Source organism: Aestuariivirga sp., from assembly GCF_046294715.1.
Taxonomy (GTDB): Bacteria; Pseudomonadota; Alphaproteobacteria; order Rhizobiales; family Aestuariivirgaceae; genus Aestuariivirga.
Map to the genome: position 1 here is coordinate 83,874 of NZ_JBKBKI010000001.1, position 20,741 is coordinate 104,614.

Annotated in this window: 22 protein-coding genes and 1 tRNA gene; 8 read left to right on the plus strand and 15 right to left on the minus strand. The window is 63.8% G+C overall.

Annotated features, from left to right (window positions below):
• Window positions 1–286: 286 nt before the first annotated feature.
• From ACK4HL_RS00485 to ACK4HL_RS00495, 3 genes are read left to right on the plus strand one after another with little or no spacing between them, the layout of a single operon-like run.
• Window positions 287–799 carry a DUF2924 domain-containing protein gene (locus ACK4HL_RS00485; RefSeq protein ID WP_409755461.1) on the plus strand — a complete coding sequence of 171 codons (513 nt, stop codon included), beginning with the start codon at window positions 287–289 and terminating at the stop codon, window positions 797–799.
• On the plus strand, window positions 796–2,130 hold the full coding sequence (locus tag ACK4HL_RS00490; protein ID WP_409755464.1) for a recombinase family protein: 1,335 nt from the start codon (window positions 796–798) through the stop codon (window positions 2,128–2,130). Before ACK4HL_RS00485 ends, ACK4HL_RS00490 begins: the two co-directional genes overlap by 4 nt.
• A complete protein-coding gene (locus ACK4HL_RS00495; protein ID WP_409755467.1) occupies window positions 2,127–2,540 on the plus strand; it encodes a hypothetical protein in 414 nt (137 codons plus the stop codon). The genes ACK4HL_RS00490 and ACK4HL_RS00495 overlap by 4 nt, the downstream gene beginning before the upstream one ends.
• Before the next feature lie 25 nt (window positions 2,541–2,565).
• Here ACK4HL_RS00495 and ACK4HL_RS00500 read toward each other — a convergent pair whose 3' ends face one another.
• From ACK4HL_RS00500 to ACK4HL_RS00510, 3 genes are all read right to left on the minus strand, one after another.
• Window positions 2,566–3,063, minus strand: coding sequence for a hypothetical protein (locus ACK4HL_RS00500; RefSeq protein ID WP_409755469.1), 498 nt, complete (start codon window positions 3,061–3,063; stop codon window positions 2,566–2,568).
• Window positions 3,060–3,935 (minus strand): SMODS domain-containing nucleotidyltransferase, encoded by an 876-nt coding sequence (locus ACK4HL_RS00505; protein WP_409755472.1) that lies wholly within the window; start codon window positions 3,933–3,935, stop codon window positions 3,060–3,062. Before ACK4HL_RS00505 ends, ACK4HL_RS00500 begins: the two co-directional genes overlap by 4 nt.
• Window positions 3,936–4,363: 428 nt before the next feature.
• Window positions 4,364–4,453: transfer RNA gene (locus ACK4HL_RS00510), tRNA-Ser, on the minus strand.
• Between the two features lie 356 nt (window positions 4,454–4,809).
• Between ACK4HL_RS00510 and ACK4HL_RS00515 the strand changes: the two genes are divergently transcribed.
• The 3 genes from ACK4HL_RS00515 (at window position 4,810) to ACK4HL_RS00525 (ending at window position 7,410) form a co-directional block, all read left to right on the plus strand.
• A complete protein-coding gene (locus ACK4HL_RS00515; RefSeq protein WP_409755475.1) occupies window positions 4,810–5,847 on the plus strand; it encodes an aspartate-semialdehyde dehydrogenase in 1,038 nt (345 codons plus the stop codon).
• A gap of 126 nt (window positions 5,848–5,973) precedes the next feature.
• Window positions 5,974–6,579, plus strand: a complete 606-nt coding sequence (locus ACK4HL_RS00520; RefSeq protein WP_409755478.1) for a hypothetical protein — start codon at window positions 5,974–5,976, stop codon at window positions 6,577–6,579.
• Window positions 6,580–6,711: 132 nt separating this feature from the next.
• Complete coding sequence (locus ACK4HL_RS00525) at window positions 6,712–7,410, plus strand: hypothetical protein (protein ID WP_409755481.1); 699 nt, start codon at window positions 6,712–6,714, stop codon at window positions 7,408–7,410.
• A gap of 69 nt (window positions 7,411–7,479) precedes the next feature.
• Here ACK4HL_RS00525 and ACK4HL_RS00530 read toward each other — a convergent pair whose 3' ends face one another.
• The 6 genes from ACK4HL_RS00530 to sdhC all read right to left on the minus strand — a co-directional run bounded on the left by ACK4HL_RS00530 (window position 7,480) and on the right by sdhC (window position 14,512).
• Window positions 7,480–8,232 carry a DUF1223 domain-containing protein gene (locus ACK4HL_RS00530; protein ID WP_409755484.1) on the minus strand — a complete coding sequence of 251 codons (753 nt, stop codon included), beginning with the start codon at window positions 8,230–8,232 and terminating at the stop codon, window positions 7,480–7,482.
• Window positions 8,233–8,310: 78 nt separating this feature from the next.
• Entirely contained in the window at window positions 8,311–11,010 is a 2,700-nt protein-coding gene (acnA, locus tag ACK4HL_RS00535) for an aconitate hydratase AcnA (protein ID WP_409755486.1), read from the minus strand.
• Window positions 11,011–11,107: 97 nt separating this feature from the next.
• A complete protein-coding gene (locus tag ACK4HL_RS00540; RefSeq protein ID WP_409755489.1) occupies window positions 11,108–11,884 on the minus strand; it encodes a succinate dehydrogenase iron-sulfur subunit in 777 nt (258 codons plus the stop codon).
• An 11-nt stretch (window positions 11,885–11,895) separates the two neighbouring features.
• Window positions 11,896–13,737, minus strand: a complete 1,842-nt coding sequence (gene sdhA, locus ACK4HL_RS00545) for a succinate dehydrogenase flavoprotein subunit (protein ID WP_409755492.1) — start codon at window positions 13,735–13,737, stop codon at window positions 11,896–11,898.
• Window positions 13,737–14,117: a succinate dehydrogenase, hydrophobic membrane anchor protein gene (sdhD, locus tag ACK4HL_RS00550; protein WP_409755495.1), complete on the minus strand. Its 381-nt coding sequence runs from the start codon at window positions 14,115–14,117 to the stop codon at window positions 13,737–13,739. Before sdhD ends, sdhA begins: the two co-directional genes overlap by 1 nt.
• Window positions 14,117–14,512 (minus strand): succinate dehydrogenase, cytochrome b556 subunit, encoded by a 396-nt coding sequence (gene sdhC, locus ACK4HL_RS00555; protein WP_409755498.1) that lies wholly within the window; start codon window positions 14,510–14,512, stop codon window positions 14,117–14,119. The genes sdhD and sdhC overlap by 1 nt, the downstream gene beginning before the upstream one ends.
• A 154-nt stretch (window positions 14,513–14,666) precedes the next feature.
• Here sdhC and trxC point away from each other — a divergent pair, with 154 nt between their 5' ends.
• Entirely contained in the window at window positions 14,667–15,107 is a 441-nt protein-coding gene (trxC, locus tag ACK4HL_RS00560) for a thioredoxin TrxC (protein ID WP_409755501.1), read from the plus strand.
• Between the two features lie 4 nt (window positions 15,108–15,111).
• On the opposite strand, the gene ACK4HL_RS00565 is transcribed toward trxC, so the two are convergent.
• The 3 genes from ACK4HL_RS00565 to acs form a co-directional block, all read right to left on the minus strand.
• The gene (locus tag ACK4HL_RS00565; protein ID WP_409755504.1) at window positions 15,112–15,759 is read right to left on the minus strand and encodes a L,D-transpeptidase; all 648 of its coding nucleotides are present in this window, start codon (window positions 15,757–15,759) and stop codon (window positions 15,112–15,114) included.
• A gap of 83 nt (window positions 15,760–15,842) precedes the next feature.
• The gene (locus ACK4HL_RS00570; protein ID WP_409755507.1) at window positions 15,843–16,367 is read right to left on the minus strand and encodes a L,D-transpeptidase; all 525 of its coding nucleotides are present in this window, start codon (window positions 16,365–16,367) and stop codon (window positions 15,843–15,845) included.
• Between the two features lie 120 nt (window positions 16,368–16,487).
• Entirely contained in the window at window positions 16,488–18,431 is a 1,944-nt protein-coding gene (acs, locus tag ACK4HL_RS00575) for an acetate--CoA ligase (protein WP_409755510.1), read from the minus strand.
• A gap of 90 nt (window positions 18,432–18,521) precedes the next feature.
• On the opposite strand from acs, the gene ACK4HL_RS00580 reads away from it, so the two are divergent.
• Window positions 18,522–19,412, plus strand: a complete 891-nt coding sequence (locus ACK4HL_RS00580) for a hypothetical protein (protein WP_409755513.1) — start codon at window positions 18,522–18,524, stop codon at window positions 19,410–19,412.
• Here ACK4HL_RS00580 and ACK4HL_RS00585 read toward each other — a convergent pair.
• From ACK4HL_RS00585 to ACK4HL_RS00595, 3 genes are read right to left on the minus strand one after another with little or no spacing between them, the layout of a single operon-like run.
• Window positions 19,372–19,983 (minus strand): class I SAM-dependent methyltransferase, encoded by a 612-nt coding sequence (locus ACK4HL_RS00585; protein ID WP_409756110.1) that lies wholly within the window; start codon window positions 19,981–19,983, stop codon window positions 19,372–19,374. The genes ACK4HL_RS00580 and ACK4HL_RS00585 overlap by 41 nt on opposite strands.
• A gap of 41 nt (window positions 19,984–20,024) precedes the next feature.
• Window positions 20,025–20,447 carry an EVE domain-containing protein gene (locus ACK4HL_RS00590; protein WP_409755516.1) on the minus strand — a complete coding sequence of 141 codons (423 nt, stop codon included), beginning with the start codon at window positions 20,445–20,447 and terminating at the stop codon, window positions 20,025–20,027.
• Window positions 20,447–20,737: a YciI-like protein gene (locus ACK4HL_RS00595; RefSeq protein ID WP_409755519.1), complete on the minus strand. Its 291-nt coding sequence runs from the start codon at window positions 20,735–20,737 to the stop codon at window positions 20,447–20,449. Before ACK4HL_RS00595 ends, ACK4HL_RS00590 begins: the two co-directional genes overlap by 1 nt.
• Window positions 20,738–20,741 lie beyond the last annotated feature (4 nt).

Below are 20,741 nucleotides of genomic sequence, written 5' to 3' on the forward strand. Positions count from 1 at the left end.
GGGCTGCTGGCAGCCGGTTTTGAACTGCCCTCCCGGGACCTTGTGGCAAAACGGATGGGTGCAATTCCTACTATGGAAGCATGAAGTTCATTCTCCATCCGGATCGCATGTCCCCGGACAACCGTCTCGCAGAAGTGAGCCATATACTGGCTGCCGGTCTCATCCGCATGTTTGCCGCACAGTCCAGTTCTTTATCTCCGCCGCGGCCCCAGACAGTTGTCGACTTATCAACCGCCGAGAGCGGTGGTCACCCTCGCAAACCACGCAACCGAGTTGGAGGATGATGATGCGATCTGCGACGACACCTAAAGCTACCGCACTGCCGCGACCAGGCGAGGATGCTGGCACCGACGACGCCGTGCTGGCCCAGCTGGCCGCCATGCAACGCCTGTCGGTCAAGGAGCTTAAGGCGAAGTGGGAGGCCCTGTTCGGCACCCCTGCCCCGAACAATGCCCGTGCGTTCCTAGAGCTTCGGATCGGGTACCGAATCCAGGAACTGACCTATGGCGGCCTCACCAGGGAAACGCGTAGGGTGCTGGACCTCCTGGCCGATGAGGTGGAGGGCAAGATCACCCGCAAGAGCATGGTGGCCGACCCACGTAACCCGGTTGTCGGCACGAAGCTGGTTCGTCAGTGGGATGGGGCCGAACACACCGTGACGGTGATGAGGGACGGCTATGAATGGCAGGGACGAAAATACCGCTCCCTTTCCTCGGTTGCCAAGGGAATCACCGGCACTAACTGGAACGGCTTCCGGTTCTTCGGCATGCGCGAGAAGAAGAGGGAGAAGCTGGCATGAGCAAGCCATCCGTCGTCCAGATGCCGAAACGTTCCCGCTGCGCCATCTATACCCGCAAGTCCTCGGAAGAGGGCCTCGACATGGAGTTCAACTCCCTCGACGCCCAGCGCGAGGCCTGCGAGGCCTATGTCGCCAGCCAGCGGTCGGAGGGCTGGGCAGCCATCCGGGAGCGCTATGACGATGGTGGATTCTCCGGCGGCACCCTCGAGCGCCCTGCCCTGAAGCAGCTGCTCGCCGACATCGAGGCCGGCCTCATCGATGTGATCGTCGTTTATAAGATCGACCGCCTCAGCCGCTCGCTCATGGACTTCGCAAAGCTGGTCGAGGTGTTCGACCGGAACAGCGTCACCTTTGTCTCGGTCACCCAGAGCTTCAACACCACAACTTCGATGGGGCGCTTGACCCTCAACATCCTCCTCTCCTTCGCCCAGTTCGAGCGGGAGGTTATCGGCGAGCGCATTCGGGACAAGTTCGCAGCTTCCCGCAAGCGCGGTATGTGGATGGGCGGCTTTGTTCCCATGGGGTATGACGTCAGGGATAGGAAGCTGGTGGTCAATGAAGCCGAGGCCCAGACCGTCCGGATGATATTCGAGCGCTTCGTGGTATTGGGCTCTGCCTCCACGCTGGCGCGGGCACTGCTGACCGAACGGGTGCATAACAAGCGCGGCAAGCAGATCGACAAGGGCTTCATCTACAAGCTCATCAACAACCGGGTCTATCTGGGCGAAGCGGTCCACAAGGGGTCCTCTTACCCCGGCGAACATGAGGCCATCATCTCCCAGGACCTGTGGGACAGCGTCCACGCCATCCTGAAGGAAAGCCCCCGCGCCCGAGGGGCCAAGAACCGCGTCGGAACCCACGCCCTGCTCAAAGGCATCATCTTCGCCGCCAATGGCACCGCCATGACACCGACCTCCACCCGAAAGGGCGAACGCCTCTACCACTACTATGTCTCGATGGATCTGCTGCGGAATCGCGACATACCTGACGGCGCGGGCCCTGCGCGACTTCCTGCGGCAATGGTGGAAGGTGCCGTAGTCGCAGAGTTGCGGCGCCTCGTTGCGACGCCCGACGTAGTCGCAAGGGTCATTGAGGCGTGCCGGAAGGGCGACGGCTGTATCGACGAAAGATCTATGGTCGAGGCACTCCGGAAATTCAATGGCCTCTGGGAGACGCTGTTTCCGGCGGAGCAGTCACGTGTCGTTAGGCTCCTCGTCGACCGTGTGACCGTCAGCGCCAACGGCCTTGCAGTCGACCTTCGCAACAACGGCATTTCGATGCTGGCCAGGGAATTGACTGTCAGCACAGCGTTGGGGGCTGCAGAACAATGACCAGCGTCAACGACAACATCCGGGTCGTCATTCCCCTCAGCAACCGTCGCCGCAACGGTCGTCCCAAGATCCTGCCACCAGAAGATATTCTGGAGCAACAGGTGCGGGTCCAGACTCCTCACATCCTGAGGGCACTCGGACGGGCGTGGGCGTGGCGGCGGAAGCTGGAGAGCGGGGAAGTTGCCACGGCAGGCGAACTGGCTAAGATGGAATTTGTAACGGAGCGGTTCGTTAGTCGTACAATGAGACTGTCGTATCTGGCGCCGCAAGTTCTTGAAATTCTCATAGAGAAGCGCATTCCACCTTCGCTCAAACTGCCCGAGTTAATCGCCACCACACTCCTATCATGGGCTGAACAGCAAAATCAGGTATTCAGCGAAGGCTCAAATCGCATGAGAGAGCACGGCTAATCAATCAGACTAACCAATACAACCTTCACGTTTTCGCAAAGTCATAGTGGCCATGCTTGATTTTTTTCTGAGCCCGTCGAAAGCACCACTCAGGGGCAGTGTAAGATTCACCGTTGGCTGCCTCTAACCTCTCACGCGCAGCTCTGTAATCCGTCTCAAAGTCGCCAATAAGCTTGTGAGGGCCGGCTCTCTCTAAGTCGGCGAAGACGATCTCCAGATTCTTGTACTCACCTGCCAAGCGCGCCGCAGTAGGCAAATGTTCATCGAGCTTCAAAGCAGTATAAATCGCTGGCACCAGCCCGGCCAACAAAGCCGACAGTGCTGTAAGTCCTGCATAATTACTGCTACCTTTGAGAAGGTCCCACCCTGCAATTGCTCCCAAAACGATTGGGACCACTACGAAGGCTATTCTCAGGTAGCGGAGGGCTCGCAGCCATATGAGAAGCGTCGTTGAGCTATAGAGACAACGCTCTCTCTGCTCCGCGCATAGAGTTTTTAGTGCATTCGAAAGTGATTCATTCATGCGAGCGGTATGTCCTTTCCGAATATCTTCTGCCATTCGATACCTGCGAGAATGTGTGAGTCCTCGCTCTCATAGTGGGCAGCTTTGGCAGATCGCTCAAAAGCACTCTGCGCTTTGGACACCCAATCGCTCGTCAAGCGAATAGGTTCGTAAGTTCCTGGGACATACAGTGTGGTTGTTCCCTGCTTTGACAGCCAAAGGAAAAAATCACGAATCATCCAGTCATAGAAGGTCGCCGATTGACCGGCGTGCTGCCATTGATCCAAAAAATTGACAGCCAAGAGCTCGAGATAGAACGACTTAAGTGGGACTGAACAATACGACTGCCAACATTTCAACATGCGAATTAGGTCGCGAGTATTGTTATTCCACTTGGAATTCGACGCTTGAATATGACTGCTTTCGGCTTCTGGATCGAAGTTCTTATATGTCCCTCCTCCAGTCGTTATGGGAATCCAATATTGTCCGTTCTGCAACTTGAAACCAGGCAGTAGTTCGACTGAGTAGGTCTGGAAGGGGACGGCGACCACAGGTCCGTCCCCACGTATTTCGGTTCGGGGAAACGATTTCTGCAGTTCCAACTTAATCTCTTGAAGAAGCTGGGATTGTTTGTTGCCAATCTTGAGTTCGTAACGCTCAAATACTGAATAGGGTAGCCTGAACAGGACATCCACATCTCTGGGGGGCCTAATCCGCGTATACTTGCCCCAAGAGCCCACATACTGGCTGTTGTCAGTACTTGAGGACGACGAATAGTATTTTGCGTTGAGAGGAGCACATACGCTCCCCCTCTTCGTTGACCCGTCGTCGAGCTGAACTTGGCTCAGTGTGATGTTGCTGAGAAGGGTTTTAAATCGATCTGCTACCGACACCCGAGATCACCGATGCGTACTGAGAGGTGCATATTGGGTGTGCTTGCCGATTCGGAAAAGATCGAAGACGACAGCGTCAGCTGATTTCCGCAGGGCAAATGCAGGCGTTCGCTAAGACGGTCTCAAGCTGCGCCACCAGATCATACTCCGGGCCTGATCCGCTCCACTAGTTCTAATCCCTTCCGAACGGGAGAGAAACGCGCACAAAAGTTCGGGCGCCTCAAAACGCCAAATAACTGGTCTAGCCCAGCATTTTCAGACCGTACCAATTTCACGAAAGTCCGGTCGGAATGAGACGGACGTGCTTCTGAGACCGATTTCCGACTCGTACGCAGTCTCAGCAGTACGGTCGCCTCCGCCAAACCTTTTTGAAACCGAAAGGAATTTCGGTGCTCATATGGAGTGTTTGGGAGTTTGCAACTTTAAAGTGGCGGAGAGGGAGGGATTCGAACCCCCGGTACGGTCACCCGTACTCCGCATTTCGAGTGCGGCGCGATCGACCACTCTGCCACCTCTCCGCGTTCAGGCGTGCCTGATGTGACCGCGGGGGCTAGATAGCCGAGAGAACGGCGGCTGCCAACCCCTTTTCGCCGGGCCGGTTGACTCGGGCGCCGCGCGTGCTAGAACGCCCCCGTTCACGGACAGGCAGGACATGGCCTCAGGGATTGCCAGCATCGGTCTTTGGCGCGCCGCATTCGCGGGCCGTGCTGCACGGGCCGTTCGCGTGAAACTCACGAAAACCACCAAAACGGCGTGAGCCTTCTCCCCCGGCCTTCCCCCGCGGGGGTGGAGGGCCGAACCCCCTTTGCCCGAGAGCGGAGCCGGAACGGCTCGCGGGGGACGGGCTGGACGGCTTGCTTCTAGGAGAATGAAGATGGGTTACAAGGTTGCAGTCGTCGGCGCCACGGGCAATGTGGGCCGCGAAATGCTCTCGATCCTCGACGAACGCCAGTTTCCGGTGGACGAGTGCCACGCCATTGCTTCGCGAAAGTCCATGGGTGTCGAGGTGTCCTTCGGCGACAGGACGCTGAAGTGCCAGGATCTCGAGCAGTTCGACTTCTCGAAGGTGGATTTCTGCCTGATGTCGGCAGGTTCCGCGGTGTCCAAGGAATGGTCGCCGAAGATCGGCGCCAAGGGCTGCATCGTGATCGACAACTCCTCCTGCTGGCGCTACGACCCGGAAGTGCCCCTCGTAGTGCCGGAAGTGAATGCCCATGTGCTGGCGGAGTACATGGCGAGGCCCAACCGCCGCAACATCATCGCCAACCCCAATTGCTCCACCGCGCAGCTCGTGGTGGTGCTGAAGCCGCTCCATGACGTGGCGAAGATCAGGCGCGTGGTCGTTTCCACCTACCAGTCCGTCTCGGGGGCCGGCAAGGAGGGGTTGGACGAGCTGTGGAACCAGACCAAGGGCATCTTCGTCACCGACGCGCCGGAACCGAAGAAGTTCACCAAGCAGATCGCCTTCAACGTGATCCCCCATATCGACGTGTTCATGGACTCGGGCGACACCAAGGAAGAATGGAAGATGACGGTCGAGACCAAGAAGATCCTCGACCCGAAGATCAAGCTCACCGCCACCTGCGTGCGCGTGCCGGTGTTCGTCGGCCACTCGGAAGCGGTCAACATCGAGTTCGAGCAGCCGATCTCGGCGGAAGAGGCGCGCGAGATCCTGCGCGAGGCACCGGGCTGCATGGTGGTCGACAAGCGCGAGAACGGCGGCTACGTGACGCCGGTCGAATGCGTGGGGGACTTCGCCACATTCATCTCCCGCATCCGCGAGGACGCCACGATCGAGAACGGCCTCAACATGTGGGTCGTCTCCGACAACCTGCGCAAGGGCGCGGCACTGAACGCCGTGCAGATCGCCGAGAGCCTCATCAACCGCGGGCTCATCCGCAAGGCGGCCTGAGGCATTCGAGCGCCTTCGGGGCGGGTGTGATATCCGTCACATCCGCCGTTCGGCAGCTGGGCTATCCAGGGGTGCTTGTCCACCGGTGGAGATCCCATTTTGCCGTATCCGAGGCTCACGAAGTGCATGCCGAACGAGTGCCGGCACAACCCGTTCCACGATCTCCACAAGGCGCTGCGGCTCGGCCATTGCCGGATGCTCGCGGCCCTTGGCGCCCATGATTTCGCCGATGCCGCGTCGACGGCCGAGCTTCTCGCCGGCTTTGGCGGCCTTCTGGCGCTGAACCGGCGCCACGCGGAAGCGGAGCAAGCGGAACTCGACCGCGCCGTTTCCAAGGCGCCGGAGATTGCCGCCCATGCGAAACAAGACCACGCCGGCCATCTCGCCGCGCTGGCAGAGCTTCAGTCGCTGGTGCGTTCCGTCCAGGTGGCCGCTCCGGCGCGCCGGAACATCGCGGGCCAATCGCTCTATCGCTGCTACGCGCTGTTTGCCGCCTCCGACATGGCGCGCATGGATGCGGAGGAAACCGCACTCCTCGGCCTCCTCCACCAGGCCCTCACCGACGACGAACTGCGCGACATGGAAGGCCGGATCCTGCGCACGCTCAGCCGGGACGAACTCGAAACCTGCATGAGCTTGTCGGGGCCAGCCTTCAGCCCCTCGGAGAGGCCCGCCGCCTTGGCAAAGCTCACCACCGCCATCGCCAGCCAGCCCGCTTCCCCGGCAGGTTGATGGCGCGGCGCTCCTGCTGCGGCCCTTTCTGAAATTTCTGTTTCATTCGTTGTCGAGTGTGATTCATATCACTACAGATCGCCCTTCAACGGTCTAACCGGTGCCCGTCAACCGAATGAAGGGAACCCTGCCATGCTGAAGAACCGCGTTCCGGACGAGACCCGCCCCAACTTCTACCACGCCATTCACAAGGCCTTGCGGCTTGGCCACTGCCGCATGCTCGCCGCACTGGGCTCGCATGATTATCGCGACCGGCTGAAGACCGAGACCCTGATGGCCGAGCTCCGCAACCTGCTGGCCCTCGGCAAGTCCCATCTCGAGGGCGAGAACCGCGAGATCCACCGTGCCCTCGAGGAACGTTCTCCCGGCGCCTCGGCCCATGCGGCGGACGACCACGAGGATCATGAGCGGAGCTTCGTTGAACTCGAGGCGCTGATGCGGGCATTGGAAACCGCCTCCGGAGCCGAGCGCGAGCGCGCCGGTGCCGCGCTCTACAAGCGTTATGCGCTGTTCGCCGCCCACGACATCGAGCACATGAACGAGGAGGAGACGGAGCTTCTCACCGCGCTGCACGATGCCTTCACGGACGAGGAACTCCACGCCATCGAGGGCCGCATCGTGTCCGCCATTCCGCCGCAGAAGATGGCGGCGGCCCTGGCGCTGATGGCCCCGGCCCTGAACCACGGCGAGCGTGTGATGCTTCTCGTCAAGCTGCAGAAGGCAATGCCGGACACCGTGTTCAATGCCCTTCTCTCGGACACCATCCGCCCGTCGCTTCCCGCCAACGACTATGCGGCGGTGATCGGCGAATTGATGTTGCGCGCGGCCTGATCTCCCGCCCTGTCCTGCCCTCTCCCTGGCGGCCCGCCGCGGGAGAGGGTCCCGCCCCTCGCAGCGTCGTCAGCTGGTGACGCTGCCCCAGCAGGCGCAGCCCAGTATGGGCCCGACCTTGCCCTTCTGCAGCAGCGCCACGCAGGCCGTGGCGTCGGCCGTCAGCAGGCCGTCCTTCGGCAGGGCGATGCGCGTGGCGCCGCCTTTCCACATTCCCGCGGGCACGAGCCTCCGCACCACGTTGGTGTAGGCGATTTCGCGGCCCGCCATCTCGCCCTTCTCGATCTTGACCGTGGTTCGCCCGAGCACGGGCATCACCCAAAGCGTTGCGTCATGCGCGCCATCGGAGGCCGCGATGTCGATCACCATTTCGCTGCCGCCGTCCGAAACCTTGACCGCGGCCGGCCAGCTCCTCCTGCGCGACTGCTCGACCACCGCCAGAACCTCCGAGCGCTGGCTGCCGACGATCGGCGTCTCGCCATTGATCACCATCTGCGGCGTGAACACATCCATGTCGCCGCGGGCCTTGGCGTAGTCATACTGCCGCTGCGAGAAATCCGGGCTCGCCAGCGTGTCCTTCCAGCCGAGATAGTCCCAGTAGTCCACGTGGAGCGTGAGCGCCAGCACGCCCGGCATGTCGCGTAGCTCCGAGAGCAGCCTGTCACCCGGCGGGCAGGACTTGCAGCCCTGGCTGCTGAACAGCTCCACCACCACCTCGACGGGCGGTGCGGCGGCGGCGGCGCCGCCGGCGAACCAGGCCGCGCCGAGGCCGGCCCCCAGGGCAAGGCAGCGGCGGCGGGAGATGGCAGGCGGGAGAGGCATGCCGACTATATGAACCAAACGGCCCGCGAGCACCACTCACGAGCCGTCGGCACGTCTTCACGAATGCGTTGGGCGGATTCAGGCCGCCCGGGCGAGGTTGCGCAGCACATAGGGCATGATGCCCCCGTTCCTGTAGTAATCGAGCTCGTCCAGCGTATCGATGCGGCAGAGAACCTGCGCCTCGCTGCGTGAGCCGTCGGCGCGCGTGATTTCGACGGTGAGGGCGGCGCGCGGCTTCAGGCCCTCGGCCAGCCCCCGGATCGTCACCTGCTCGTCGCCCTTGAGGCCGAGCGTCTGCCAGCTGTCGCCCTCGCGGAACTGCAGGGGAACGACGCCCATGCCGATAAGGTTGGAGCGGTGGATGCGCTCGAAGCTCTGGGCGATCACGGCGCGAACCCCGAGCAGCCGCGTGCCCTTGGCAGCCCAGTCGCGCGAGGAGCCGGTGCCGTATTCCTTCCCGGCGAAGATCACGAGCGGCGTTCCATCCGCGGCATATCTCATCGCGGCATCGTAGATCGGCAGCGTCTCGCCGCCGGGATAATGCTTGGTGATGCCGCCTTCGACACCCGGCACCATCTGGTTCTTGATGCGGATGTTGGCGAAGGTGCCGCGCATCATCACCTCGTGGTGGCCGCGCCGCGCCCCGTAGGAGTTGAAATCGATCTTCTCCACGCCGCGCGCGTTCAGGTACTTGCCGGCGGGCGAGGCCGCCTTGATGTCGCCGGCGGGCGAGATGTGGTCCGTCGTGATCGAGTCGAGGAAGAGGCCGAGGATGCGAGCCTTCTCGACCTCCTTCACCGGCTGCGGATCCATGGTGAGGCCCTCGAAATAGGGCGGGTTCGCCACATAGGTGCTTTCCGGGTCCCAGGCATAGTTCATGCCCTTCGTCACCTTGATCTTTCGCCACTGCGCATCGCCGCGGAACACGTCCTTGTAGCGCTTGGCGAAGGCCTTGCGGGTGACGTTCTTGCGCACGAAGGAAGCGATCTCCTTGGCGCTGGGCCAGATGTCCCTCAGGAACACCGCCTGGCCCTTCCTGTCATGGCCGATCGGGTCCTTCGTCAGGTCCACGTTCAGCGAGCCCGCCAGCGCATAGGCCACGACGAGCGGCGGCGAGGCGAGATAGTTGGCGCGCACGTCCGGGTTCACGCGGCCCTCGAAGTTGCGGTTGCCCGAGAGCACGGCGGCCGCCACGAGGTCGTTCTTGCGGATCGATTCCGAGATGTTCTCGGGCAGCGGGCCGGAATTGCCGATGCAGGTGGTGCAGCCATAGCCCACCAGGTTGAAGCCGATCTTGTCGAGGTCCTTCTGCAGCCCGGAGGAATCGAGATACTCCGTGACGACCTGCGATCCCGGGGCGAGCGAGGTCTTGACCCACGGCTTCGAGGTGAGCCCCCGCTTCGCCGCGTTGCGCGCCAGCAGACCCGCGCCGATCATCACGCTGGGGTTCGAGGTATTGGTGCAGGAGGTGATGGCGGCGATCACCACGTCGCCGTGGCCGAGGTCGAAATTGGCGTTCTCGACCTTGCAGCGCTTGGAAAGCTCCTCCGCCTTCTTGAACTCTTCCGCCATGACCTGGGCGAAGCCCGAAGCAGCGCTGCTGAGTTCCACCCGGTCCTGCGGCCGCTTGGGGCCGGCCATGGAAGGAACGACGGTCGAGAGATCGAGCTCCAGCGTGTCCGTGAACACCGGCTCCTCGGCCTTGGCCGTCCAGAACATGTCCTGCGCCTTGGCGTATTTCTCGACGAGGGCGACCTGGGCCGAGGGCCTCGCGGTGCCCTTGAGATAGCCGATCGTCTCGGCATTGATGGGGAAGAAGCCGCAGGTTGCGCCATATTCGGGCGCCATGTTGGCAATCGTCGCCATGTCCTCGAGCGAGAGGTGCGCAAGGCCCGGCCCGCAGAACTCCACGAACTTGCCGACGACACCCTTCTTGCGCAGCATCTGCGTGACGGTCAGCACGAGGTCGGTCGCGGTCGTGCCCTCGGGCAGTTCGCCCTCGAGCCGGAAGCCGATGACCTCCGGGATCAGCATCGAGATCGGCTGGCCGAGCATCGCGGCCTCGGCTTCGATGCCGCCCACGCCCCAGCCGAGCACGGCAAGGCCGTTGACCATCGTGGTGTGGGAATCCGTTCCGACCAACGTGTCGGGATAGGCATAGGTCACTGCCCTGCCCTTCACCGTTTCGGTCTTGGTCCAAACCGTCTTGGCGAGATACTCGAGGTTCACCTGGTGGCAGATGCCGGTGCCGGGCGGCACCACGCGGAAATTGTCGAAGGCCCCCTGCCCCCATTTGAGGAAGGTGTAGCGTTCGCCATTGCGGTCATACTCGAGGTTGACGTTCTGCCTGAAGGCCTTGGAGTTGGCGAAGAAATCCACCATCACCGAATGGTCGATGACGAGGTCCACCGGGGCCAGCGGGTTGATCTTCTTGGGGTCCTGGCCCAGCCCCTTCATGGCGTCGCGCATGGCGGCGAGATCGACCACGGCGGGAACGCCGGTGAAGTCCTGCATCAGCACGCGGGCCGGGCGGAAGGCGATCTCCTTCTCCTCCCTGCCGCGGTTCTTGAGCCACTTGGCGATGCCCAGGATGTCGTCCTTCGTCACCGAGCGACCGTCCTCGTGGCGGAGCAGGTTCTCGAGCAGCACCTTCAGCGAATAGGGAAGCCGCGAGATGCCCTTGAGCCCGTTCTTCTCGGCGGCCTTCAGGCTGAAATAGGTGTAGGATTTGGCGCCAACCCGAAGGGTCTTGCGGCACTTGAAGCTGTCGAGCGACATCTGGGCCTCTTCTCAAAGCTAGGATGCCGCACGCTATAATCGCTTTTGCAATGCGGCACCAGTTGAACCAAGGGTGGACGGACCAGGCCCTCCCGGATCAGACCCGCCGTTCCACCATCATCTTCTTGATCTCGGCGATGGCCTTGGCGGGCGACAGGCCCTTCGGGCATGTCTTGGCGCAGTTCATGATGGTGTGGCAGCGGTAGAGGCGGAACGGGTCCTCGAGGTCGTCGAGGCGCTCGCCCGTGCCCTCGTCGCGCGAATCGATCAGCCAGCGATAGGCCTGCAGCAGGGCGGCGGGGCCGAGGTAGCGGTCGCCGTTCCACCAGTAGGAGGGGCAGGAGGTGGAACAGCAGGCGCAGAGGATGCATTCGTAGAGGCCGTCGAGCTTCTTGCGGTCCTCGGGATACTGCTTCCACTCGGCCTGCGGCTCCGGCGTCACGGTCTTGAGCCAGGGCTCGATCGAGCGGTGCTGGGCATAGAAGCGGGTGAGGTCCGGCACCAGGTCCTTGATCACCGGCATGTGCGGCAGCGGATAGATGCGGATGTCGCCCTTCACCTCGTCGCAGGCCTTCAGGCAGGCCAGCGTGTTGGTGCCGTCTATGTTCATGGCACAGGAGCCGCAGATGCCTTCCCGGCAGGAGCGCCGGAAGGTGAGCGTCGGGTCCTGCTCGTTCTTGATCTTGATGAGGGCGTCCAGCACCATCGGGCCGCACTTGTCCATGTCGACCGCATAGGTGTCGATCCGCGGGTTCTGCCCGTCATCCGGGTTCCAGCGGTAGATCCTGAAGTCCCTGAGCCGCTTTCCCTCCGGCTTCGGCCAGACCTTGCCCTGCTGGACCTTCGAGTTCCTCGGTAACGTGAATTCGGCCATTTTGATTTCCGCTAGTAAACCCGCGCCTTGGGCTGGATGTAGTCGATGTCGCCGGACATGGTGAAGTCGTGGACCGGGCGATAGCCCAGCGCGACGGTCTTCTTTTCGCGGTCGGCCCAGGCGAGCGAGTGCTTCATCCACGTGGCGTCGTCGCGGTTGGGGAAGTCCTCGCGGGCATGCGCGCCTCGGCTTTCCTGGCGGGCCTCCGCGCTCACCACCGTGGCCGCCGCCTGCAGGATGAGGTTCTCGAATTCGAGCGTCTCGACGAGATCGCTGTTCCAGACGAGCGAACGGTCGGTGACACGGATGTCGTCGATCCCCTGCCAGACATCCGCAAGGCGCTTCACGCCCTGCGCCAGCGTCTCGCCCGTGCGGAACACCGCGGCGTCTTCCTGCATGGTCTTCTGCATGCGCAGCCGCAGTTCCGCCGTGGGCGTGCCGCCCGCGGCGAAGCGGTAGTGGTCGAGCCGCGCCACCGCCATCTCGGCGGCATCCGCCGGAAGGTCGGCGTGCGGCGAATTGGGTTTCACCAGCTCCGCGCAGCGCAGCGCCGCGGCACGCCCGAACACCACGAGATCGATCAGCGAGTTGGATCCCAGCCGGTTGGCGCCGTGGACGGAGACGCAGGCCGCCTCGCCCACCGCCATCAGGCCGGGCACTGTCTTCTCCGGGTCGGAAGGGTCTCCCGCCAGCACCTCGCCGTGATAGTTGGTGGGGATGCCGCCCATGTTGTAATGCACGGTCGGCAGGATCGGGATCGGCTCGCGCGTCACGTCGACGCCGGCGAAGATCCTGGCGGATTCGGAAATGCCCGGCAGCCGCTCGTGCAGCACCTTGGGATCGAGGTGCTCGAGATGCAGGTGGATGTGGTCCTTGTGCTCGCCCACGCCGCGGCCCTCCCGGATCTCGATCGTCATCGAGCGCGAGACAACGTCGCGCGAGGCGAGGTCCTTCGCCGAGGGCGCATAGCGTTCCATGAAGCGTTCGCCCTGGGAGTTTGTGAGATAGCCGCCCTCCCCGCGCGCACCTTCGGTGATGAGGCAGCCCGCGCCGTAGATGCCGGTCGGATGAAACTGCACGAATTCCATGTCCTGGCAGGGAAGCCCGGCGCGCAGCACCATGGCGTTGCCGTCGCCCGTGCAGGTATGGGCGGAGGTGGCGGAGAAATAGGCCCGCCCGTAGCCGCCGGTCGCCAGGATCGTCTCATGCGCGCGGAAGCGGTGCACCGAGCCGTCCTCCATGTTCATGGCCACCACGCCCCGGCAGGCACCGTTCTCCATGATGAGGTCGAGCGCGAAAAACTCGATGAAGAACTCAGCCGAATGGCGCAGGCTCTGGCCATAGAGCGTGTGGAGCATGGCGTGGCCGGTGCGGTCGGCCGCCGCGCAGGTGCGCTGCACCGGCGGCCCGTCGCCGAAGTTCATCATGTGGCCGCCGAAGGGGCGCTGGTAGATCTTGCCGTCCTCGGTCCGCGAGAAGGGCATGCCGAAATGCTCGAGCTCGTAGACGGCGGTCGGCGCGTTGCGGCAGAGATATTCGATCGCGTCCTGGTCGCCCAGCCAGTCGGCTCCCTTCACCGTGTCGTACATGTGCCAGCGCCAGTCGTCCGGCCCCATGTTGGAGAGCGAGGCGGCGATGCCGCCCTGGGCCGCCACCGTGTGCGAGCGCGTCGGGAAGACCTTGGAGATGCAGGCCGTGCGGAGCCCTGCCTGCGAGGCGCCGAGCGTGGCGCGCAATCCGGCCCCGCCCGCGCCCACCACGACGACGTCGAAGGTGTGATCGGCCACCGGATAGGCGCGTCCGCCCACCGAGAAGCTCTTCGGCGCCTTTTTCCTGGTATCGACAACAGCCATCAGAGTCCGAAGCTCATCTTGAGGATTGCATAGAGCGCCGCGACGCCCATCGCCGCGGTGAAGAAGGAGTTGAGCAGCAGGGCGGCGAACTTGTTGCGCGGCGCGTGAACATAGTCCTCGATCACCACCTGCATGCCGAGCCGCATGTGCCAGAGGAGATTGACCATGGTGAGGGCGAGCAGGATCGGCACCAGCGGGTTCTGCAGGCTCGCCACGATCTCGGCCCGGCTGGCGCCCAGATGGGCCAGGATGAAACCGATGAGGAACACGGTGAGGGGAATGCCGGCGATCGCCGTCACCCGCTGGGCCCACCAGTGTTCGGTGCCGGCCTTGGCCGAGCCGAGGCCCAGGACATTGCCGAGCGGTGTCTTGCGCAGCATCACATCACTCCGTAGGCGATCGCCCAGAGGGCAATCGTGATGACGATGGAGGAGGCCAGCGTGATGCGCGCTCCCAGCTCGACGGTGGGGAGATCGAAGCCGCGCCCCGTGTCCCAGATCAGGTGACGGATGCCGCCCGCCGTGTGGTGGATGAGCGACCAGGTGAAGCCGAACAGCACGAGCTGCCCGATCCAGCTTCCGAACACGCGCTGGACGGTATCGAAATAGGCCTCCGACGTCGCGGCGGCGGTGAGCCACCACACGAGGAGGAGCGTTCCGGCATAGAGCGCGATGCCCGTGGCGCGATGCACGATCGACATCGCCATGGTGAGCCCGCCGCGGTAGATCTGCAGGTGCGGAGAGAGGGGCCGCCCTGCGTTGCTGGTTTGTGCCATGTGACTTTTCCCGTTCCCGGAGCGAATTTGTACCTTGTGCGGTGCACTATCGCAAATACGTCGAAAGGCATAGACCGGCTCGCCCTTGAGACCGCTTGACGCAGATCATGGCTGGCATGCGGCAGGCTCACCAGATAGGGGACAAGCCTGAAGGATGCCCGCCATGACCGAGATCGTTTGCCCCGCCTGCGCCGCCGTCAACCGGGTGCCGCCCCACAAGGCGGCCGGAGAGGCCCGCTGCGGCAAGTGCCGCGCGCCGCTGTTCGATGGGCAGCCCGCGACGCTTGACGCCGGCAACTTCGAGAAGCACATCAACCGGAACACCATTCCGGTGGTGGTGGATTTCTGGGCAGATTGGTGCGGACCCTGCAAGATGATGGCGCCCGAGTTCCGCAAGGCCGCGGAGGCCATGGAACCCCACGTCCGCTTCGCCAAGCTCGACACCGAGGCGGCACCCGATCAGGCCGCCGCCCTCGGCATCCGCTCCATCCCCACCATGATCCTGTTCCGGGACGGGCGCGAGGTGGCCCGGCAGTCCGGCGCGATGCCGGCGGGCCAGATCGTGCAATGGGTGCGCGAGGCTTCGAGGGCCTGACGCCTTACTGGACGATGACCTTCGTGCCGAGGGGAGTGTTGTCGAAGAGTTCGACCACTTCCTTGTTCAGCATCCGGATGCAGCCGGAGGAAGCCGCCGTCCCGATCGAGGACGGGGCATTGGTGCCGTGGATGCGGTACATCGTGTCGCCGCCATTGTCGAAGAGGTAGAGTGCCCGCACGCCCAGCGGATTCTCCGGGATGCCGCCGGGCATGCCGTTCCGCCACTTGGCGTATTTCGGCATGCGTTCGATCATCGCCTCGGGCGGCGTCCAGGTCGGGTTCTTGCGCTTCATGCCGATGCGGGCGACGCCCGACCACGCGAAGCCTTCCTTCCCGACCGCGACCAGGTATCGCTTGGCCTTGCCATTGGGCATCACCTGATAGAGCGCGCGCTCCCGCGTGCGCACGATGATCGTGCCCGGCTTCTCGGGGCTGTCGAACTCGACGATCTCGCGGCCCTTGTACTTGGGCGTCTTCTTCTCGGTCTTCCGGGCGGATTTGGTCTTCTTCTTCAGCGTCTCGCCGGTGCGGCGCTTGCCCGTGCGGCGGTATTCCTCCCAGTCGAACAGGAAAGCCTGCGCCGGTGCGCTCGCCACGGGCAGCGCCAGCGCCGCCAGGCCCAGGATCGACAGAAATCCACGTCTCTTCACAACTCCGTCCCCTGACATCGTTTTCTTGGGGACGTGTTTTATGCAGAAGCTCCAGCTACGGCAAGACACAGCGCCGTGAGGGGTTAAAGCACGATGACCTTGGTTCCGAGCGGCGTCTGGTCGTAGATGCCCTCGACATGGGCGTTCAGCATGCGGATGCAGCCGGATGATGCCGCCTGGCCAATGGAGTCCGGCTCGTTCGTACCGTGGATGCGGAAGAGCGTGTCCCTGCCGCTGGCGTAAAGGTAAAGTGCCCGCGCTCCCAGCGGGTTGTCGGGCCCGCCCGGCATGCCGTTCGCCCATCTCGCGAGTTCCGGCTTGCGGGCGATCATCGCGGCTGGCGGCGTCCAGCTCGGCCACTTGACCTTGCGGCCCACCTCCGCGACGCCGGCCCAGTCATGGCCTTCCTTGCCCACGGCAACCGGATAGCGCATGGCCAGCCCCTCGCCCAGCACGCGGAACAGTGCCTTTTCGCCGGTGTTGACGATCAGCGTTCCCGGGCGTTCCGGGGTTTCGAGGTCGACGACGGCGCGGCCCGCATAGGCGAGGGCGCCTCGCCCCATCGCCGCCGCGCCGGCGGCCCCCAGAATGAATGTTCTCCGGTCCATCTTCCACTCCTTGCCCTCCCGCGCGGGACTAAGCCGGTGCAGCGGGCAGAATCATGACCGGAAAACGGAAAGGGCGAGAGGCCAGTTCCTCCCGCCCTTTCGGAGAGCACGTGGTGCGGATCAGCCGCGCTTGTTCTGCCGGTTCTCGATGAGGTCGTCGACCACGCCCGGATCGGCGAGCGTCGAGGTGTCGCCCAGCGAGCCGAAATCGTCCTCGGCGATCTTGCGGAGGATGCGGCGCATGATCTTGCCAGAGCGGGTCTTCGGCAGGCCGGGCGCGAACTGGATCTTGTCGGGCGTGGCGAGCGGGCCGATCTCCTTCCTCACATGGGCGACGAGATCCTTGCGCAGCGCCTCGTCGCCCTGCTCGCCCGCCATCAGCGTGACATAGCAGTAGATGCCCTGGCCCTTGATGTCGTGCGGATAGCCGACGACCGCGGCTTCCGACACCTTGGGGTGCGCGACGAGGGCCGATTCGACCTCAGCCGTGCCCAACCTGTGGCCGGAGACGTTGATCACGTCGTCGACGCGGCCGGTGATCCAGTAATAGCCGTCCCGGTCGCGGCGGCAGCCGTCGCCGGTGAAATACATGCCCTTGTAGGTCGAGAAATAGGTCTGCACGAAGCGGTCGTGATCGCCGAACACCGTGCGCATCTGGCCCGGCCAGGAATCGAGGATCACCAGGTTGCCGGACGTGTCGCCCTCGAGGATCTCGCCCTTGTCGTCGACCAGCGCCGGCTTGATTCCGAAGAACGGCCGCGTCGCCGAGCCGGGCTTGAGCTTGGTGGCGCCGGGCAGCGGCGTGATCAGGATGCCGCCGGTCTCGGTCTGCCACCAGGTGTCGACGATGGGGCAGCGCTCGTCGCCCACCACCCGGTGATACCATTCCCAGGCTTCCGGGTTGATCGGCTCGCCCACCGATCCGAGGAGCTTCAGCGACTTGCGCGAGGTCTTGGCGACCGGCCCTTCACCCGCACCCATCAGGGCGCGGATCGCGGTGGGCGCGGTGTAGAAGATGTTGACCTTGTGCTTGTCGATCACCTCCCAGAAGCGGGAGTTGGTGGGATAGTTCGGAACGCCCTCGAACATCAGCGTGGTGGCGCCGTTGGCGAGAGGCCCATAGACGATGTAGCTGTGGCCAGTGACCCAGCCCACATCCGCCGTGCACCAGTAGATGTCGCCGTCGTGATAGTCGAAGACGTACTGATGCGTCATCGCGGCATAGACGAGATAGCCGCCGGTGGTGTGGAGCACGCCCTTGGGCTTGCCGGTGGAGCCGGAGGTGTAGAGGATGAACAGCGGGTCTTCCGCCTTCATCTTCTCCGGCTTGCACTCGGCCGGCACCCCTGCTGCCTCCTCGTGGTACCACATGTCGCGGCCGGGGATCATCGCCACCTGGCCGCCGGTGCGGCGCACCACGATGACCTTCTCGTTGCCCGCGCAGCGCTTCAGCGCCTCGTCGGTGTTGACCTTGAGGGGCACCTTGCGGCCGCCGCGCAGGCCCTCGTCGGCCGTGATGATGAGCTTGGAATTGGCGTCGTTGATGCGGCTGGCCAGCGAGTCCGGGCTGAAGCCGCCGAACACGATCGAGTGGATGGCGCCGATCCGCGCGCAGGCCAGCATGGCATAGGCCGCCTCGGGAATCATCGGCAGGTAGATGGTGACGCAGTCGCCCTTCCTGACGCCGTTCTTCTTCAGGACATTGGCGAAGCGGCAGACGTTCTCGTAGAGCTCGTTGTAGGTGATCTTCTTGTCGTAGTAGGGATCATCGCCCTCCCAGATGATGGCCACCTGGTCGCCGCGCTTCTTCAGGTGCCGGTCGATGCAGTTGTAGGCGACATTGAGGATGCCGTCCTCGTACCACTTGATCGAGACCTTCGGATATTCGTAGGTCGTGTTCTTGATCTTCTTCGGCGCCTTGAACCAATCGAGGCGCTTGGCCTGCTTGCCCCAGAACTTGGCAGGATCCTTGATCGAGTCCGCATACATCTTCTTGTAGGCGGCATCGTCAACCAAGGCCTTCTTCTTCCACGAGGCCGGAACCGGATACAGCTTCTCGGACATAGGCGCATTCCTCCCAGGCATGCCGATATTGGGGTGTCTTTTGGCTGCACGATCTATAGCCTGCAATGAGACTCCTGTCTAAGAAGCGGCATGACCTCCCCCCGGCACCTCGCCCTCTTCCTCTCCCTCGGCCTGTTCTGGGGCGTCTCTCCGACCCTCTACAGGCACTGGGGAATGCTGGGGATGCCCGTGTCCCATGTGATCTTCCTCACCGGAACGGGGGTGGGCGTGATCCTGGCGGCGATCTGCCACATGCGCGGCATCGACTGGTGGGGCGGAAGCAGGCTTCAGCTCTTCGGGCTCGGCTGCGCGGTGCTCATGAACGTGCCCTTCGGCCTGGGCCTCGTCTTCGCCCGGCACGTGCCCCCGACCGAGCTCGCCCTCATCATCTCGACAGCTCCCATCGTCAACTACCTTGTGGCGCTGGCGACCGGCCGCGAAAATGCCGCGGCCCGCCGCCTGCTGGCGATCCTGCTCGGCTTCGTCTCGACCGCCATCCTCGTCGTCACCCGGGAAGGCATGCTGTCGGGCAAGGTCTCCTGGTGGCTGATCGCCGCCTTCTCGCTGCCCCTCCTCTATTCGGCCTACAACTGGTTCGCCGCCATCTGGTGGCCGCCGCGCGCCCATGCCATGGCGGCCGGCGTTGCCGAATCGATCTGGTCGGGCCTCGTGGCGCTGCCGTTCCTTCTCCTCCTGGCGCCGCCCTGGTCGGCCGACCAGCTGGGGCCTGCCGCCTACTGGACGATCCTGCTGGCCTGCGCCATGTGGACGGTAGAGCGCATCGCCTTCTTCACCCTCATCCAGGAAAAGGGCGCGGTCTTCACGGTGCAGGCCGTCTATCTCTCCACCCCCGCGGCGGTGGTGATCGCCCTTTCCTTCTATGGCGGGGCCGATGTCTGGCTCTTCGTCTCGCTCGCCGTGCTGATGGGGGCGCTCTATCTCAACAATACCGGCTCGGCCGCCAAACCGACGTCAGCTTGATCTCGGCATCCTCGAGATCGCGCGTCACCGCCACGCGGTATTCGCCGAGCTTCGTGAGGTCGGCGCGCGGCAGATAGCTCCGGCCAGGATCGCCGATCAGGGCGGCGATGTTCCTCTCCCCGGCGGAGAGAAGCCAGGAGAAGACGCGTTCCGCCAGGTCCTTCTCGTAGAAGAGATCGCCCACCAGGATCACATCGCAATCCGGCGCGGGCGCCCCGAGCAGGTCCTCTCCCGTGACCTCGGGCGCAACGCCGTTCAGCGCCGCGTTGAGGCGGATCGCCTCGAGCGAGAAGGGGTCGATGTCGGCGGCGAGAACGCCGGCCGCCCCGGCCCTCAGCGCGGCGATGGCGACGAGGCCCGAACCCGAGGCGAGATCGATCACCCGCTTGCCCCGCACGAGTTCCGGCCGGTCGAGGACGTGCCGCGCCAGCGCCTGCCCGCCCGCCCAGGCGAAGGCCCAGAAGGGTGGCGGCAACCCCATGCCGCCCAGTTCCTCTTCCGTCTTCTGCCAGAGCGGCACCGCCTCGTGCGCGAGGTGGAGGGAGATTTCCGGCACCAGCGGCGGGCTCATCACGGAGGTGTTGGCGCGGATGAAGGCGGCGCGGTCGGGAATCAAACCTTGGCGCCGCCGAGCTTGCAGATGTGCCTGAACTCCGCCGCGCTGACGGGCTGCACGGAGAGCCGCGAGTTCTTCACCAGCACCATGTCCTTGAGCTTCGGGTCTGCCTTGATCTCGTCCAGCGTCACGGGGCGGGGCATGTCGGCCACGGCGCGGATGTCGACGCACTCCCAGGTGTCGGCGTCGGAGGTCGAATCCCGGTGCGCCAGCTTCGACACCTCGACGATGCCGACCACCGCCCTGCCGTCGTTCGAGTGATAGAAGAAGCCCTTCTCGCCGAGCTTCATCGCCCGCATGTGGTTGCGCGCCTGGTAGTTGCGCACCCCCGTCCATTCCTCGCCCGCGGCCCCCTTTGCCTTCTGCTGCTCCCAGGACCACACCTCGGGCTCGGACTTGAACAGCCAGTAATTGGCCATCACGCCGCCTCCGGGTTCTTGATCAGCCATTTCCACGGCCTGATCTCGACCGAGTGGAACAGCCCGGCCCTGGCATAGGGGTCGTTATCGGCGATGGCCCTGGCCGCCGCGCTATCCGCCGCCTCGATGACGACGAGGCTGCCGGTGGGAGAACCCTCCTCCGTCGTGAAGGGTCCCGCCGCCTTCAGCGCGCCGCCGAGGCTTTCGAGATATTTCAAATGGTCCGGCCGCACCGCCATGCGGAGATCGACGCTGGCGGGCTTGTCGGTGCAGATCAGTGCGAAGAGCATGGTG